The organism is Allomuricauda sp. MMSF_3307 (genome assembly GCF_030733585.1).
GTDB lineage: Bacteria > Bacteroidota > Bacteroidia > Flavobacteriales > Flavobacteriaceae > Flagellimonas.
In genome coordinates, this window is record NZ_JASHIQ010000002.1 from 670,702 (window position 1) to 686,592 (window position 15,891).

Below are 15,891 nucleotides of genomic sequence, written 5' to 3' on the forward strand. Positions count from 1 at the left end.
GTTGTTTTTCTTTTATATGGTTTGAAAAATATAAGGTAATCGATGTTATTCTTCTTAAATTGCGTTATGCATGCATGTATATAACGCCAATGTTTTGACTTCAAACGAGAAAATATACCTAGATCATAATGCAACGACGCCTGCCGACCCCAAGGTGGTAGAGGCCATGCTGCCGTATTTCACGCAGCACTTTGGAAATGCCAGTAGTGATCATTCCTTTGGGTGGCATGCCGATGATGCCATCGAAACCGCCCGTGGACAAATCGCGGGGCTTCTTAACTGCCGGCCAGCGGAACTCACGTTTACCTCAGGGGCTACCGAAGCCGCTAATTTGGCCTTGTTCGGATTTTGTAAAAGGAATCGAAGTAAGGGCAACCATATCATTTCTTGTACAACGGAGCACAAAGCTGTTTTGGATACCTTGCAGGCTTTGGAGGATGATGGTTTTGAGGTCACTTATTTGGATGTGGACAGTCAAGGGAATATTGACCTCGATGTTTTGGAGGACAGCATAACGCCATCAACGATTTTGGTAAGCCTAATGCTCGCCAACAACGAAACCGGACTCATTCACCCGATAAAAAGTATAGTGGAGTTGGTTCACTCCAAAGGAGTACCCATAATGTCTGATATAACACAGGCCGTTGGAAAAATATCTATTGACTTGCAAGACTTGGGAATCGATATAGCTGTTTTCTCCTCCCATAAACTTTATGGGCCTAAAGGAGTTGGCGCTCTTTATCTGAATAAGAGCAATAACATCTCTGTTGATAAACATCTTTTCGGGGGAAATCATGAAAAGGGCCTTCGGCCAGGTACATTGAATGTCCCGGGCATTGTGGGTTTTGGGGAAGCCTGCAAGGCGGCCCAAGAAAGGATACGTGAGAATCATCAACACTATAAACACCTTCAAAATCGACTTGAAGAAGAGCTTTCAACCATCGAAGGAGCCATCATCAACAGCCAGCATGAAGACCGTTTGCCCAATACAACGAACGTATCGTTTAAAGGGGTGGATGGTACCAAATTGCTACGATATTTGAACCGCTTGGCCGTGTCTAGGGGTTCTGCCTGTACCTCCAACCAAGTGAATCCGTCCCATGTATTAAAAGCGATGGGACTTGACGATGCCACAGCTTTGGCAAGTTTACGTATCAGCACAGGACGAAACACCTCATTGGAAGACATTGAAATGGCTGTGTTGGACATCAAAAAAGCGGTCAACCAACTTAAAGCTGTCAACGTATGAGGGAGTTGGACGTCATCATAGCGAAGTATCAAGAACTCAGACTGCAAGAAACCCGTTGCATTTTGGCCACCGTAGTGCATGTTGAAGGTTCATCCTATCGCAGGGCGGGAGCCCGTATGTTGGTGGATGAATACGGCAACATAACGGGAGCTATCAGTGGGGGCTGTTTGGAAGGTGATGCGCTCCGAAAGGCCCTTTATGCCTTGGACAGACAAGAAAACAAACTGGTCACTTATGATACCAGTGATGAGGATGATGCCATCATTGGTGCCCAGTTAGGGTGCAACGGTATCATTCGGGTATTGTTTGAACCCATCGATTATACCGATAGGCATAATCCCTGTGCATTGTTGCAGACCGCTATTGAACAGGAGGTTCCCGTAGCGATTTCGATAGTTTTTGACCTGGACAAAAGCCAAAACCAATTGGGAACTAGTTTGGTTGCCAACGAAAGCCAAGCGGTTTTGGGAAAACAAATCCAAGCAAACCTGCATAAGGTCCTTCTCACCAAAAGTACGGAAGTCATTGAGGAAGGCAACTCCTGTTTTGGAAAGATCGATACGGCGGAAAGAACAAACTTCGTGTTTATTCAGTTACATCAGCCCCCGGTAAAATTGATTTTAGTGGGAGCGGGGAACGATGCCCAGATTTTGGCGCAACAAGCCGATATATTGGGATGGGATGTAATTGTTACGGACGGACGTCCGACCCATGCCAACAAAGAACGCTTTGTGGGCACGTGCCAAGTGATTGTGGCCAAACCCGAGGAAACACTACAAAACATCAACATTGACGAACGCACTTGTTTTGTCCTCATGAGCCACAACTATAATTACGACCTGTCGGTGCTCAAATTGTTGCTGGGGAATCCAGTAATACCCTATATCGGGATTTTGGGACCATTGAAAAAATACGAACGCATGCTCAACGAGTTGGCGGATGAAGGCATCGGAGTGTCAAAAGCAGATTTAGCCAAAATACACGCACCCGTGGGATTGGAAATAGGAGCGGAGACCCCTGCTGAAATTGGATTGTCCATTTTGGCGGAGATTCAAAGTGTACTGACCCATAAAGGAGCGCGACCCCTAAAGCAGAAAACCGAGCCGATTCATGAAGGCAAAACAAATCAATTTCAAAAAATAACCCTTTGAGTGCAGATGCTAACATAGCAGTTATTGTTTTGGCCGCTGGCGGCTCCACACGATTGGGCCGACCCAAGCAGTTGGTACAATTTAAAGGTGAAACGCTGCTTGAACATACCTTGAAACAAGTAAATATGCTTGGTTTTCAGCGCAAGGTTTTGGTGTTGGGTTCTCGTCACGAAGAGATTTTGGGAAAAATAGATGCAAGCGGATATCAAGTCGTTGTTAATTCCGATTGGGAGCAAGGAATGGCATCCAGCATTAAATTGGGCTTGAAAGCTGCCTCGGCAGCGGAAGCATTGGACCACGCCCTTTTTCTCGTATCCGACCAACCCTTTTTGGAACGTACCAACTTAATCAAACTGGTGCACGCCCAACTCACCAAAAACCCGAACGCCACCTATTCCAAATATGGGGATAGTATTGGAGTGCCCGCCATTTTTAGTAAGGAAGCATTTCCGTTGTTGATGCAATTGGAAGGAGACGAAGGAGCCAAAAAGTTGATTCGCCTGAAAGATTTTGACTACGGTACTGAAGTTTTCAGCAAAGGAGGATTTGATGTGGATACCGAAGAAGATGTTCAGCAATTAAAACAAATGGATGTATGAAAGTGACCGTAAAATATTTTGGTTTGGTCGCCGAAGCCGCTGCAAAGTTGGAAGAGGTGATGGAGTTTGACGGAACGTTGACCGCTTCGGAGCTGAAAGCAAAGTGCTTGAGCGGTTTAACCATAGCGGACAAAGATTCCGTACAGATTGCCGTAAATCAAAATTTGGACGATAGTATAACCTTAAAAGACGGGGACGAAGTGGCCTTGTTGCCACCATTCGCTGGAGGATGAGCAGATACGACAGACAAATACAACTCACGGAAGTTGGCCTAGAAGGTCAGGAAAAGCTTCGCAATGCCAAAATATTACTAGTTGGTATTGGGGGATTGGGCTGTCCTGCCGCGATGTATTTGGTTGGGGCAGGAGTCGGTACCATTGGTTTGATGGACCATGATAAAGTCGATGTTTCCAATTTGCACAGGCAAGTTTTGTTTCAGGAATCAGATGTAGGGCAATTGAAAGCAGCGGTAGCCAAACAACGCTTGGCAAAACAGAATAGTGAGGTGCAGTTTGAAGTGTACGAAGAGCCGTTGACCATTGAAAATGCTGAAACTATCATTCAACAATATGATCTGGTCTTAGATGGCACCGACAATTTTGAAACCAAATACCTCATCAACGATGCCTGTATTTTGGCCGATAAACCTTGGGTTTTTGCCTCCATTTATAAAAATGAAGGGCAATTGTCGGTTTTCAACTATCAAAATGGGCCTACCTATCGTTGTCTGTTCCCGAAAAGCACGCGACAGAACATCAGTTGTGAGGCCACGGGCGTGTTGGGAGTGTTACCGGGCATCTTGGGAACGCTTCAGGCGGCGGAAGTCCTTAAAATTATCCTTGGGGTGGGTGATGTGCTGTCAGGCAAGTTAAAGTTGATCAATATGATGCAGGCCAGCGAGCAGACCATCAACATCAACAAACGGCCCGAAGAAGTCGAAAAAATCCGCAAAAACGGGATAGCCCCCGTTTATATCGATTGCGATTTAAAACATAAAGATCAGTGGTATCTTGACGTGCGTGAAGTGTTCGAACAGCCCAAACCGAAAGGCAAAAAGGTGCTGAACATTCCCTTGGGCGATCTTGCATCACGGTACAAGGAAATACCCAATAATCAGGATGTTTTTGTGTTCTGCCAGTCTGGTAAACGAAGCAAGAACGCCATAGAAATCCTTAAAAATGAATTTGGCTTTCACAATTTGAAAAACGTGGAAGGCGGTATAGAAACAATTATTGATGGATAAGAAGAAACCAAAAAAAGTATTTGTACAAGGAGCGATTCCACCAGAAAAAATAGCGACTTCGGTGGCCAATCACCAAAGCAAGACCAATATTGGCGCCCACAGTATTTTTCTGGGACAGGTGAGGGCCGACGTAGTGGACGGCAAAACCGTAACAGCTATTGACTACACGGCTTATGAAGAGATGGCAGAGAACGTCTTTCACGACATACGCGAAGCCGCTTTTGCCAAGTTCGACATCACCTGCGCCCACATTTATCATAGTTTGGGTAAAGTCAATGTGGGAGAGCTGTGCTTGTTCGTGTTCACATCATCGGCACACCGAAAGATTGCCATCCAGGCGACCAACTTTTTTGTGGAGGAAATCAAGGCGAAAGTGCCGGTATTTGGTAAGGAGATTTTTGAGGACGAAACCCATCAATGGAAAGTAAATACGTAAATGGTAGATATTACACATAAAGTGACCACGTTGCGGGAAGCCACCGCTGAAGCTATCGTAAAAACGAGCAGTCAGGCTACGATAGATGCCATACAAAACAATGCCGTTCCCAAAGGGAATGTGCTTGAAATGGCGAAGGCAGCCGGCTTGTTGGGCGTCAAAAAAACACCGGATTTATTGCCCGATTGTCATCCCTTGCCCATCGAATACACGGGCATCGATTATAAAATCAATGGGTTGGACATCATCATTTCCATGACGGTAAAGACCATTTACAAAACAGGGGTAGAGGTAGAGGCAATGCACGGAGCTAGTGTTGTGGCCCTCACGATGTACGATATGCTGAAACCGATTGACAAAAACGTGGAAATCGGCACCATTCGTTTGAAATCAAAAAAAGGAGGGAAATCTTCATACAAAATCAATTCGGAAGGATTGACTGCCGAAGTGGTGGTGTGTTCGGATACCATTTCCAAGGGAAAAGGAGAGGACAGGGCCGGAGAGGCCATCGTTGAGCGATTGCAGACCTTGGGAGTTGCATCCCAAAAAAGCATCATTCCCGATGAAGCTGAGGAAATCATCCAAAAATTGGAAAACACCAAAGCCGACCTCTTGATTTTTACGGGAGGCACGGGCGTGGGACCACGAGATGTCACCCCACAGACCTTGGAGCCCTTGTTGGACATCAAACTAAAAGGAGTAGAAGAACAAATGCGTAGCTACGGGCAAAATCGGATGCCGTATGCGATGTTCTCGCGTTCCCTCGCGGGCATCAAGGACGGGAAATTGATATTGGCACTGCCGGGCTCCACCAAAGGGGCGGCAGAATCCATGGATGCGATTTTCCCCCACGTACTGCACGCATTTAAAGTGATAGAAGGAAAAAGACATGATTGACAAGAAACCACAAATAATTGACAATTTCGGTAGGCCACATACCTATCTGCGCATTTCATTGACAGACCGATGCAACCTGCGGTGCTTTTACTGCATGCCCGAAGAGGGGATTGAGTTAATGGAGAAGCCCAGCATCATGACCTTGGAAGAAATCATTGCCATTACCCGAACTTTTAGGGATTTGGGAGTGGATACGGTTCGGTTGACGGGCGGTGAACCTTTGGTTCGCAAGAATTTTGGCTACTTGGCCGAAGAGTTGGCCAAGTTGGGGGTCACCCTTAAATTGACCACCAACGGCATTGTACTCGACAAATATCTGGAGCTTTTTCAGAAAGTGGGATTGCGTAAGATCAATTTTAGTTTGGATACCCTGGACAAAGCCAAATCCGTTTTCATCACCAAACGGGATTATTACGAACGTATTATGCGGAACCTGAACATGGCGTTGGACATGGATATGGATCTTAAAATCAATGTGGTGTTGATTAAAGGGGTAAACGATAACGAAATCAATGATTTTATCGCTTTGACCAAGGATAAAAAGATTACGCCCAAATTCATTGAGTTTATGCCTTTTAAGGGGAATAAATGGGATTGGAGCAAAGGCGTGTCCAAAGAGGACATTTTAAAGACGGTTGGCGATAAATTTGGTGAAATAGAAACCTTGGATAATCCCAAGCACAGCACTTCTACCAATTTTAGGGTGAAGGGCCACAAGGGCAGTTTTGGCATTGTGAGCACAATTACCAATCCGTTTTGTGATGAGTGCAACCGTATTCGATTGACAGCTGATGGAAAAATGAAAAATTGCCTCTTTGCCACCTCCGAAACCGATTTGTTGACTGCGTTTCGTAATGGAGAGCCCATAGAGAATATCATTTTGGAGTCCATCAAATCCAAAAAACACTCAAGGGACGGCATGGACGTAAAAATGGATGCCGACCATTATGAGCAGAACCGTTCCATGATTTCAATAGGAGGCTAATGGTTACGATTGAAGAAGCACTTTGGATTATCGAAGACCAAAAGATTGAACTAAAAAGCGAATCCAAACCTTTGGAGGAGGCACTTGGTTATGCTTTGTCGACGAACACGACCGCCCCTTTTGATGTGCCCGAGTTTGATAATTCGGCCATGGACGGCTATGCGCTTTGCGGACTGTATCAAGAATACCAATTGGTAGGGGAGGTGGCAGCTGGTGACTCCAAGTCTATCTCTTTAAACGATGGTGAAGCCGTTCGCATTTTTACGGGGGCGAAGGTACCCCAAAACACCACGGCTGTGATGATGCAGGAGAAAACCTCCGTTAAAGACAAGACGCTGTTTCTTGATGAAATGCCCAAAGTGGGTCAGAACATCCGAAAAAAAGGCGGTCAATTGACAGAGGGGCAAGCCGTATTTGAAAAAGGGCACGTTTTGAATCCACCCTCCTTGGCTTTGATGGGAAGTTTGGGGTTGTCGCAATTCGCAGTTTTTTCCAAACCACGGGTCAATATCATCACCACGGGAAATGAATTGATAAAACCGGGAGAATCCAAAACCGAGGGGCAGATATATGAATCCAACAGCTACGCAATTGCGGGAGCCTTGCGACAATTTGGTTTTCAGCATCATCAAAAAACACAAATTAAAGACGATTTCGAGGCCACAAAAGCGGGAATCAAAGCTGCATTGGAGTCTTGCGATGTGCTCATTATCTCTGGAGGAATTTCTGTGGGTGATTACGATTTTGTAAAACAATCCCTCGAGGAAAATGGAGTTAAGGAGTTGTTTTACAAGGTGTTTCAAAAACCGGGCAAACCGCTTTATTTTGGTCGAAAGGGGAACCAGTTTGTATTTGCCTTGCCAGGGAACCCAGCGTCATCATTGACCTGTTTTTATGTGTATGTACTTCCTTTGCTGCAACGCTTATCTGGATATGAAAGTGTGGGTTTAACCACATATCGATTCCCGATACAACATGATTTTGAAAACCGTTTTGGACGACCCACTTTTTTAAAGGCTGCTGTTCTTGACGGAACGGTACAAATTTTGGACGGACAAGGCTCTTCCATGATCCAATCCATGGCCCAAGGCAATGCACTCGCCTTTGTAGATGATGGCGAGGCATTGAAAAAGGGGGATTTGATTCAATGTAAGCTAATTTCTTAATTGATGACAGTCGAATACTTGCCCTTGGTCTTTTTTCTGATTGCGCTGTTTTATAGTTCGGTCGGATTTGGGGGTGGGTCCAGTTATCTGGCGATTTTAAGCCTTTTCCTTACTGATTTTTACGAAATACGTTCCACTGCGCTCTTGTTGAATATTTGTGTGGTCACTATTGGGACGCTAGTTTTTATTCGGAACCGGGTATTTGACATGAAATTGTTCTGGCCTTTTTTGGTGATGAGCATACCGTTTGCATATCTGGGCGCCCAAATCCGTTTGTCCCAAACCACCTTCTTTTTGATTTTGGGCGGCGCCTTGGTGATGGCAGGGTTTTTTATGATGCTTCGCTTTGCGAAGAAAAAACTGGACTCTAAGAAGTTTTCAAATTTAAAAAAGTTGACGCTGGGTGGAGGCATCGGCTTACTTTCTGGAATATCCGGAATAGGTGGTGGCATCTTTTTATCACCGGTGCTCAACCTGCTCAAATGGGAAAACCCAAGAATAGTGGCTTCTTTGGCTTCCGTTTTTATTTTGGTGAATTCCATTGCCGGCCTGATTGGTTTGAATATGGCGGGAACCTTCCAACTGAACAACGAGCTGATGCTCCAATTGGTGGTGGCAGTGGTGCTTGGCGGCGGGATCGGCTCTTATCTATCAAATAAAAGGTTCAATCTAAAGTTTTTGGGTGTGCTCACGGCCATTTTAGTGCTTTATGTGGGTTTCCGTTTGATACTGCTTCACGGGTTCGGTATCAAGATTTAAATCAGCCCCAACATGTCTTGGGTGTGTTGCTCCAAAGTTGCCTGAATCTGGGCGTTCATCTGTTGAAAGGCAGTAAGTACTTTTTTGCCCTGTGACGTCAATTCGGCCCCGCCCCCTTGGGTACCTCCCTTGTGCAGTTCCACATAGGGTTCTTGGCCTCTTTGGTTCATATCTTCCACCATGGACCAGGCTTTTCGGTAAGACATGCCCATTTCCTTGGCCGCTTTGGAGAGCGAACCGTTTTTATCGATCATCACCAATAATTGCGCCCGTCCCGGGCCAAAAAACTTTTTTCCGTCAATATCTATCCAGCAGCGGTTGCGCAGTTCTTTTTTAGTTTCCATACAGTTGTGGTTCCATAATGCCCTTGTCCAGAAATAGTTGTTTGTTCATTTCAAAGTGCATTTCGGTCATTTGATTATAGTATTCGATAAAATCGGGCATGGAGTGCGCTTTGCGCAAACTGTCGACCGCCGTGGTATCCACCAGTCCATTTTTTGGAATAGCCTGCCCTATATCGTTATAGGTCACCTGGCTTCCAAAACGTTGCGGTTTGTTGAGATTGACATTGATTCTGTCTTCCAACATCGCATAGTGGTATTTGTCCTTGCTGCCCTTTGCGATTTCCGTTTCCATGGCCTTCAACATTTCCTGTTGGAAGGGGATGTCATTATCCGCATGTTGGACCACCACCCAAAAATCGCTAGCGGCTTCCTTTCCTACCTTTTGCTCGCCCAAGTATCCGTACTTTTCGTATAATTCCTTGATTTTATTTTGATTAACTAGGCCTACGCTATCCCGCTGCTCTTTAAAAATCTCCCAAGCCTTCTGATTGCCGTATTTTTCCCGAAGCTCATTGGACGGAATCCCTGCATATTTCTGGTCAAGTTCCATGATTTCGTTCAATGCGGCCACAACTTGCGGCTTTTCTTCTTCGGAAATAGTTTTTTTCTGCTTACAGTTCAATGCCAATAGTCCGATAACTGACCATAAAAGTAGATTTTTCATGCGCGTTTAGTTCGTTTTTGATGATTGTATTTTTGCTTTCAATTGCTAAGTTAGGAATGTTTTTATTGGGTGTTGGTAAAGGTGTCTTCAAATGTTTTGACCCATTTTCCGTTGACCAATTGTTCGCCATATTCTCGAAAACCGCCCTCTGGGGTACTACCAAAGAAAAACCGGGTGTTTTCGTCCTTCCAAACAATGAACTGGCCTTCCTTAAATTCTGCGGGGTATACGGCCGCCCCATCTTTGGAAAATCGGTGGTAGTAGTATTTCTGGTCTTTTTCATTGTAAAGGATAACGGTATGGAGTTGTAGAAACTCCGTATTCAGTTCAATGACCAATATGTTTTTTTCCAGGTCGTAGGAGATGTGCTCGTAGGCTGCTCCTTCCTTGGTCAAAAACCCGTTTTCATAGATTTTTGAAGTGCCCACCCATTCCCCGACCAAAAAATGGAGTCGCTTCATCTTCTCTTGCTTTGGGCTTTGTGCGACAAGCACATTCGATAATAGCAGCAGGCAAAAAAGGGGTTTGAAGTATTTCATGTTGGGTTGTTTGCTTAAAAGTAGGGAATTTAGTTTAGGGCAGGAGGGAACAATGGATTGTAGGCCTTATTTTCTTTAGTGTTTTATTAAATCAAAATTTCAACCACAAGGTTGGTTGGTAGACAAAATACCTAATCTGATTGCTTTGTTGTAAATTTTCTTTCGTTCACGTTGTCTTTTTCTATAGCTCCTTAGGTGCTCTTTTTCTGTTTCAAATTCTACTATCAAGTCGTCAAGCAATATTATGTTGAACATACAGTAATCTCCCAACTTAAATGTTTCGGTTTCCATCCCAATATTTATAGCCCGGAGTTTTTTGGCCTTGCTGGGCAATTCAATTGAGTAATAGCCATTTTTATCCGCCCTAACTTGATAAACAGAATCTGGGGTTTGGATTATTGCTCCAGGAAGAGGCGATAGATGTTCGTCCAGAACTCGACCACTAACTGTTTTTGTCTGACCAAATAGACCTGAAATAGTCAAAACAATCAGGCAAATTGATGTAATAGATTTTGAATATCTCAAACGGAAAATTTTAATTTTTCAACATTAGGCACAACTTCTCTTTTTAGATGTAAAATACTTCTTTATACCCCAAAATAGACATAAAACCAATACGCCGCATCATTTTTAACTTATATACCAGGCATTTCCAACCTTTGGTTGGAAGCAGAATTTAGCCTTATTGGATATAAGTTATGCACATGTAGTGGTTCATCAGAACTAGGACGCTATTGTGTTCGTGTATCCGATAAGTACCAACTGGGGAGGGAATGGGAGAGAGTAAACCTTAATCCAACTGTTCTATTTTTTTCATGATTTCTTCCGCCTCAAAGACTTTTTCATCGCTGAGCTTGCGGTTGGTGGTGGATAGCGCATGGGCTTCCTTTAGCAACTTGGCGTATTTTTCCTGTAGTTTTTCTTTTTCCGTTTTCTTTTTGAACAATCCGAACATGGGGTGTCTAATTTTTAGGATTAAAGCGTTCTTTTTTAACAGCAATTTTGCGAAAGATACAAAATGTTTAACTATCTTAGGTTAAAATTAAACAAAACAATAAACACCTAAAGGATGAAGATTTCTGCGATGGATTGGCTGGGTTTGACAACCCTTGTTTTGGTAACGGTGACGCTCTTTGCGGCCATGGATTTGGCCTTTAACTGGGTGTTTTACCTTACTGTTTTGGGGCAGGTAGCGCTCATTATTACGGTCTACAAGGTGCTGCGAGACGATTACACTACCGAAAAGACGTTCAAGGACTTCTACGAGGACCGGCCCATGCCCGAAAATGACTTATAGTTACGTTTCAGGACCACGGAGAGTTGGCTGGGTTAGCATTAAAACTAGCAATTACAACTAAATAGTGTGGTGGTTTTTTATTGTTCCCCGACGTGTTTTTTATAGAATTTCCAAGCTTCTTTAGCGACATTTCGGCCCAGTTCAAGTCCTTCTACGTTATCAGCTTGTATGTGGTAACCACCAAGCACTCTTGATATCCCGGCCATTTCTGCTGTTTCAGTAAACGTTGGAAATTCTAAAGTAATGGTATCCCCTAAATTATCCGGTTCCGTCATGGCCCCTGCCACCAATTGGGCGCTGGAACCAAATTCATCGCTGCCGGTCCATAGTTTTAGGGCTTCCCCGCATCCTCCGCTAATGGTGCTGTGCCCAGAAACATAACTTGGAAATGGTGGGCACAAAAATGTCTCTGGTGAGTAAGGTCTCCATTGGGTCCCGTCCATTTCAATCATTCCTTTTCCCTCTCCTCCCCAAGCTTTTATTTTTTGGTTCTCGTAATATTCGTGAACCAACGCGTAGGGTCTTGCATAATCATAATACATTTTTGAGTCCCACGAGGCAATAAATGCGTCCATGGCCACAACTTGGTTGTAGAAATACATTTTTACATCTTGATCTAACGTATGGTTGTCCCTTACCGATACGTCTTGGGCAAATTTTAACCAATGTCCAGCTTGTTGCACGGATTGTGGGCCGTCTCGCATGAATTCAACCAAGGCTTTTTGATAATCGGTCAAATTGGCTTGTAGCTCAATCACTTCTTGAACCTCTTTCTTTAATTGTTCGGAACCTATCATAGGTGGTGGTCCTGGCCTAAATTGGTCTCCGGATTGTAAGGCAATTGGCGTAACTTTGTCCCAATAAGGCGTCAAACACTCAGGAGCATATTTACCCCCTTTTCCGTCTGAGAAATATTTGGGTTGCCAACGATTTGCATCAACATTGTTATCGGCTGAGTTTATAGGTTCGTAGCCCACATAATTAAAGTAGGGTTCACCATTTGAGCCTTCTTCTTCACCATACTGATTGGCTCCATCCCCTTTTCTGGCCTCAATTACCGCTCTAGCGGCTAAATTTCCAATACCTTCGGGGGTGGAGGGGTCTAAACTTTCATTGCTTGGGTCCAATCCTAGTTCCCTCATAAAATCCGCAAAAAGTTCTTGGTCGGTGTAATAGTATTCATTCATTGCCCTGAAAGCAGCATAGCTAATGGCGATTTCCTTGTTTTTTAACGTTTGTTCGCTTTTTGGTCTTCGTTTCACGTTTTCCAAATAAACTGGAATGGCTTTTTGATCGTATCTCGACCATGCATCAAAAACGGCAGTAAAGATCAAGCCTAAATAGCGTGAGGTAATGGTGGGCCTTGGATTAAATCGTTCGGTGTCGTTAGCCGTTGCGGTCAAAGCCATTTTACCCCACTTGTACGCTACGTTCTCAACGCCTTTGGGTTCGGCCATTTCAACCGCACTTTGTTCTTTGTTTTGATTGTCCTTACACGCTACAATTATGAGGGCGATTAGTGATAACAATAATGCTCTTCCCATCGTTCATTTTTCATTTTAGGAGGGAAAGTTAAAATTATTTGAGAAAAAACCCTGTGGATATGCGAGTTTTTTCATTTTGTGGCAGAAATATCTGATTATTTTTTCGGGGTAATTGCATCGTTTGATGGATTGAAAAGGTCGAATTTCCATCTGGACATTCAAATCGCGCGTAATGTGGTAAAGCTTTAACGATTAATTGAAGTCCCAATTTTTCATAAAAGGGTATGGATTGTGTCAAATCCAACGATGGAACTGTTATTTGGTTCAAGTTCATGTTTCTAGATAGGGTTAGGTTGCATATTCATCGCGTTTCCAAAGTGCTAAGTATGTAATCAATGGGATAAGGTATCTATTTTTTTGGCCTATTTTGTCTGCGGGGAACGGTCAAGTATAAGCGTAGTGCGGGATTTCAAAGTAATTCACCTTCCTACTACACTAAACTTTGATAGAAGCAAAATACTCAATTTTAGCGACTCAGCCCGCATTGTGCTGATACATTGATATGCCTTGTTTTTATTCTACAATCATGGTAAATCATTATCGCCTATTCAATTTTATAGTGGCACTATTCAATTTTTATCCACATTTAAATATTGCTTATTATTGTCTATTCGTTTCCCCTGCATCGCTGTATCAACTTGTAGATTTGATGCCCTATAGATTTTTGATTCAACTGGTAATTCGAATTTTACCTTTTGAAATGGCAAAAACCGTTTTACCCGCGTTTTATTCCCTTCTTGGTGCAGTTAGTAGATGATGAAAGTGACTTTTTTAGGTAATATGCCATTGTTTTTTAAATAAAACTGAACTTTTGGAGTGTATACGTTTATAGCTTCCGTTTTATAAGGCTTTGAATAGTCATTAGCTCGCCCTGTGGCATAGTTGAACGACAGGAGCAGTAATACAACCGTTGATATCTTTGCCATTCTTTTAACAAGCTCTCGGTTAATAAAGAAGTCAAGACTGAATTTTCCGGGGCCGAATAATAAGATACAAAGGCACATGATCATGAAAAAGAATGAGGTTAATCCTGAGTTTCCAACATCCCCATTATGATAAATGAAGGTAGCGGTAAACGTTACAAAGACATTTAATAGAGCCGCAGGTCGGGTCAATAAGCCAAGCATTAATAAAATTCCGCCGAAGAATTCAGATAATACGGCAACCCAAGCAAAGAAGGTTGGAAATGGAAAACCCATATTAGCGGTATCTTGAATGAACCATTCTTGTGGTCCCCAAATACCGTTTTTTGGAAAGAACTTTTCAAAGACGGTGCAAAATGCAAGTCCTACAAAGAAACGAAGAAGTAAGAAGCCAATGTTTTGACTAATAGAGTTTTGTTTATTACTACCAAAAAGGAAGGCTTTGATTTTCTTGTTCATAATTACTACGATTTATTTGATGAGTAACAAATATGAAGGCTTAAAATCACCTAAACGCTTCAAATCTAGATTTGGGACATGCTTTTGATGTAGTTTTTAGTCGGATGTTGTTGTACTTTGAGTCATTTTGACGAATTCAGAAGGCGACACTCCACAAGTGGATTTAAATACTCTGTTAAATGTTGATTTGGAATTAAAGCCACACTCATACGCTATGCTTGTCAAGGTAAAGGTCTTGCTTTGTCCTTCTTTGACTCTTTCTTTGAAAGCTGCGATTCGGAAGTTATTGACGTATTGGTTGAAATTCATTTCTATTCCCTTGCTCAGGATGAGAGAGCAGTGTTTTTCAGAAATCTCAAGGTATTTGGATAGAAGTTCAAGGTTTAAGTCTGGGTTCAGAAAAAGCTTATCATTAGTCATTAGTAATTCCAGTCTTTTTAGTAGTTCGGCCAATTCATTTTCGTCGATAGCTAAAGGTTTTTGATTGGGTTTTGAAGTAAATATGTGTAGAGGATAATACTGCTTGAATCCGTTTATTGATATCCAAAACACAAAAGCTGAAAGCGCAAATGTATGCACCAGATAAAATGGGAAACTTGATAAAAAGGTAGGAGACGTATTGTATTCCATTATTGAAAAAATAAACTCAATCAGAGCAATAAACAACATCCCTGTTGAAAATCTTAAAAGCCATTTTTTAATGTCTTCCGACCAAAAATATTTTTTATAGTCTTTGCCTTTTAAATAAATCAAAGCAAGAACAGTATATCCAACCAAAGAAATCGGGAAAAGGAAAGACTCTATTTGAAGATACATTCGAAATGCATTTTCATCATAGAGTATGGATTTGAATTCGACAGAACGGAATCCAATGGAAAAATAAACTCCCGTTTGAATGATGGGAATGACCAAATGAACCAAATCAGATTTATTAAATTGATAGCTAAATTTTGATTTGACAAATAGATAAAACAATGGTGCGATACTCAATGAATAGTATATCGGGATAAAATACAGTTGCTTAATTCGATTGCTGATTCCTGATGTAACCAAGACGTCATTCAATAATGTCAATCCTGAAAAAATGAGCAGACATGCCAATATGTTTATAGAGATGTGTTTCTTGTCTTTTTGAAATAGCAATAAGGTACCCATGAAAATCGATACGGATATACCCACACTGCCAATGGCAATCGCAATTAAACTTGATATGGGAAGTGTAATTTCTATTGATTTAGGATATTGTCGTTCCTTTTAAATAAACTTATTTATATGGATGTAAAATACATCTTTGCATACCCAAAATAGGAATAAAACCGATGATTGTGTTTGTATTGTTCAATTAAACTTCAATACCACAACTATGTAGTCAAGAATTACAAGGGTTACTAGGCTGAACAACCTGTTGATTTTAGGACTTCAGAGTCTTAGAGAAAAACGGTCCTGAAAAAGAAAACAACCCCCCCTCAAATTAGGACTTTTAAGAGATGATTTCGGTGCAAAAGCGATTTTGTTTCCATCTTGTACTTAAGATGTTTTTCGATTGCTAAAGGTCTTAAACAAAAAAACCGCTAGAGTTAGACTCTGCGGTTTTTTATTCCAAGCTTAGCGCCTGTTTGCGGAGGAAGAGGGTCTT

Annotated in this window: 19 protein-coding genes and 1 pseudogene; 11 read left to right on the forward strand and 9 right to left on the reverse strand. The window is 42.5% G+C overall.

The genetic code is table 11. The features are described from left to right. Positions 1 to 70: 70 nt before the first annotated feature. The 10 genes from RBB12_RS07445 to RBB12_RS07490 are packed head-to-tail and all read left to right on the forward strand — an operon-like array spanning position 71 to position 8,485. Positions 71 to 1,249 (forward strand): cysteine desulfurase family protein, encoded by a 1,179-nt coding sequence (locus tag RBB12_RS07445; protein WP_306013057.1) that lies wholly within the window; start codon positions 71 to 73, stop codon positions 1,247 to 1,249. Continuing rightward, on the forward strand, positions 1,246 to 2,400 hold the full coding sequence (locus RBB12_RS07450; protein ID WP_306013056.1) for an XdhC family protein: 1,155 nt from the start codon (positions 1,246 to 1,248) through the stop codon (positions 2,398 to 2,400). The genes RBB12_RS07445 and RBB12_RS07450 overlap by 4 nt, the downstream gene beginning before the upstream one ends. Then, positions 2,397 to 2,999 carry a nucleotidyltransferase family protein gene (locus RBB12_RS07455; protein WP_306013055.1) on the forward strand — a complete coding sequence of 201 codons (603 nt, stop codon included), beginning with the start codon at positions 2,397 to 2,399 and terminating at the stop codon, positions 2,997 to 2,999. Before RBB12_RS07450 ends, RBB12_RS07455 begins: the two co-directional genes overlap by 4 nt. Then, positions 2,996 to 3,232, forward strand: a complete 237-nt coding sequence (locus RBB12_RS07460) for a MoaD/ThiS family protein (protein ID WP_306013054.1) — start codon at positions 2,996 to 2,998, stop codon at positions 3,230 to 3,232. Before RBB12_RS07455 ends, RBB12_RS07460 begins: the two co-directional genes overlap by 4 nt. Beyond that, positions 3,229 to 4,242 (forward strand): HesA/MoeB/ThiF family protein, encoded by a 1,014-nt coding sequence (locus RBB12_RS07465; protein ID WP_306013053.1) that lies wholly within the window; start codon positions 3,229 to 3,231, stop codon positions 4,240 to 4,242. The genes RBB12_RS07460 and RBB12_RS07465 overlap by 4 nt, the downstream gene beginning before the upstream one ends. Further along, positions 4,235 to 4,678: a molybdenum cofactor biosynthesis protein MoaE gene (locus tag RBB12_RS07470; RefSeq protein ID WP_306013052.1), complete on the forward strand. Its 444-nt coding sequence runs from the start codon at positions 4,235 to 4,237 to the stop codon at positions 4,676 to 4,678. The genes RBB12_RS07465 and RBB12_RS07470 overlap by 8 nt, the downstream gene beginning before the upstream one ends. Beyond that, positions 4,679 to 5,575 (forward strand): bifunctional molybdenum cofactor biosynthesis protein MoaC/MoaB, encoded by an 897-nt coding sequence (gene moaCB / locus RBB12_RS07475; RefSeq protein WP_306013051.1) that lies wholly within the window; start codon positions 4,679 to 4,681, stop codon positions 5,573 to 5,575. It begins immediately after the preceding gene. After that, complete coding sequence (moaA, locus tag RBB12_RS07480; protein WP_306013050.1) at positions 5,568 to 6,560, forward strand: GTP 3',8-cyclase MoaA; 993 nt, start codon at positions 5,568 to 5,570, stop codon at positions 6,558 to 6,560. The genes moaCB and moaA overlap by 8 nt, the downstream gene beginning before the upstream one ends. Then, positions 6,560 to 7,726 carry a gephyrin-like molybdotransferase Glp gene (glp, locus tag RBB12_RS07485; protein ID WP_306013049.1) on the forward strand — a complete coding sequence of 389 codons (1,167 nt, stop codon included), beginning with the start codon at positions 6,560 to 6,562 and terminating at the stop codon, positions 7,724 to 7,726. Before moaA ends, glp begins: the two co-directional genes overlap by 1 nt. A gap of 3 nt (positions 7,727 to 7,729) precedes the next feature. After that, positions 7,730 to 8,485: a sulfite exporter TauE/SafE family protein gene (locus RBB12_RS07490; protein WP_306013048.1), complete on the forward strand. Its 756-nt coding sequence runs from the start codon at positions 7,730 to 7,732 to the stop codon at positions 8,483 to 8,485. Here the strand turns inward: RBB12_RS07490 and RBB12_RS07495 are convergent. The 5 genes from RBB12_RS07495 to RBB12_RS07515 all read right to left on the reverse strand — a co-directional run bounded on the left by RBB12_RS07495 (position 8,482) and on the right by RBB12_RS07515 (position 10,987). After that, positions 8,482 to 8,829, reverse strand: a complete 348-nt coding sequence (locus RBB12_RS07495; protein ID WP_306013047.1) for a winged helix-turn-helix domain-containing protein — start codon at positions 8,827 to 8,829, stop codon at positions 8,482 to 8,484. The genes RBB12_RS07490 and RBB12_RS07495 overlap by 4 nt on opposite strands. Further along, positions 8,819 to 9,493, reverse strand: a complete 675-nt coding sequence (locus RBB12_RS07500; protein WP_306013046.1) for a DUF6624 domain-containing protein — start codon at positions 9,491 to 9,493, stop codon at positions 8,819 to 8,821. Before RBB12_RS07500 ends, RBB12_RS07495 begins: the two co-directional genes overlap by 11 nt. Positions 9,494 to 9,555: 62 nt before the next feature. Continuing rightward, complete coding sequence (locus RBB12_RS07505) at positions 9,556 to 9,954, reverse strand: hypothetical protein (RefSeq protein WP_306013045.1); 399 nt, start codon at positions 9,952 to 9,954, stop codon at positions 9,556 to 9,558. A 177-nt stretch (positions 9,955 to 10,131) separates the two neighbouring features. Further along, positions 10,132 to 10,557, reverse strand: coding sequence for a carboxypeptidase-like regulatory domain-containing protein (locus tag RBB12_RS07510; protein ID WP_306013044.1), 426 nt, complete (start codon positions 10,555 to 10,557; stop codon positions 10,132 to 10,134). A 265-nt stretch (positions 10,558 to 10,822) separates the two neighbouring features. Beyond that, the gene (locus RBB12_RS07515; protein ID WP_127141757.1) at positions 10,823 to 10,987 is read right to left on the reverse strand and encodes a Lacal_2735 family protein; all 165 of its coding nucleotides are present in this window, start codon (positions 10,985 to 10,987) and stop codon (positions 10,823 to 10,825) included. Positions 10,988 to 11,101: 114 nt separating this feature from the next. Here RBB12_RS07515 and RBB12_RS07520 point away from each other — a divergent pair, with 114 nt between their 5' ends. Next, positions 11,102 to 11,329 (forward strand): hypothetical protein, encoded by a 228-nt coding sequence (locus RBB12_RS07520; RefSeq protein ID WP_306013043.1) that lies wholly within the window; start codon positions 11,102 to 11,104, stop codon positions 11,327 to 11,329. 77 nt (positions 11,330 to 11,406) lie between these two features. Here the strand turns inward: RBB12_RS07520 and RBB12_RS07525 are convergent, their stop codons facing one another. The 4 genes and pseudogenes from RBB12_RS07525 to RBB12_RS07540 form a co-directional block, all read right to left on the reverse strand. Then, the gene (locus tag RBB12_RS07525; protein WP_306013042.1) at positions 11,407 to 12,873 is read right to left on the reverse strand and encodes a vanadium-dependent haloperoxidase; all 1,467 of its coding nucleotides are present in this window, start codon (positions 12,871 to 12,873) and stop codon (positions 11,407 to 11,409) included. A gap of 103 nt (positions 12,874 to 12,976) precedes the next feature. Continuing rightward, a pseudogene (locus RBB12_RS07530) lies at positions 12,977 to 13,147 on the reverse strand (VOC family protein); the annotation flags it as partial. 472 nt (positions 13,148 to 13,619) lie between these two features. Next, complete coding sequence (locus RBB12_RS07535; RefSeq protein ID WP_306013041.1) at positions 13,620 to 14,255, reverse strand: DoxX family protein; 636 nt, start codon at positions 14,253 to 14,255, stop codon at positions 13,620 to 13,622. A 96-nt stretch (positions 14,256 to 14,351) separates the two neighbouring features. Further along, on the reverse strand, positions 14,352 to 15,410 hold the full coding sequence (locus tag RBB12_RS07540; protein WP_306013040.1) for a helix-turn-helix domain-containing protein: 1,059 nt from the start codon (positions 15,408 to 15,410) through the stop codon (positions 14,352 to 14,354). Between the last annotated feature and the right edge of the window lie 481 nt (positions 15,411 to 15,891).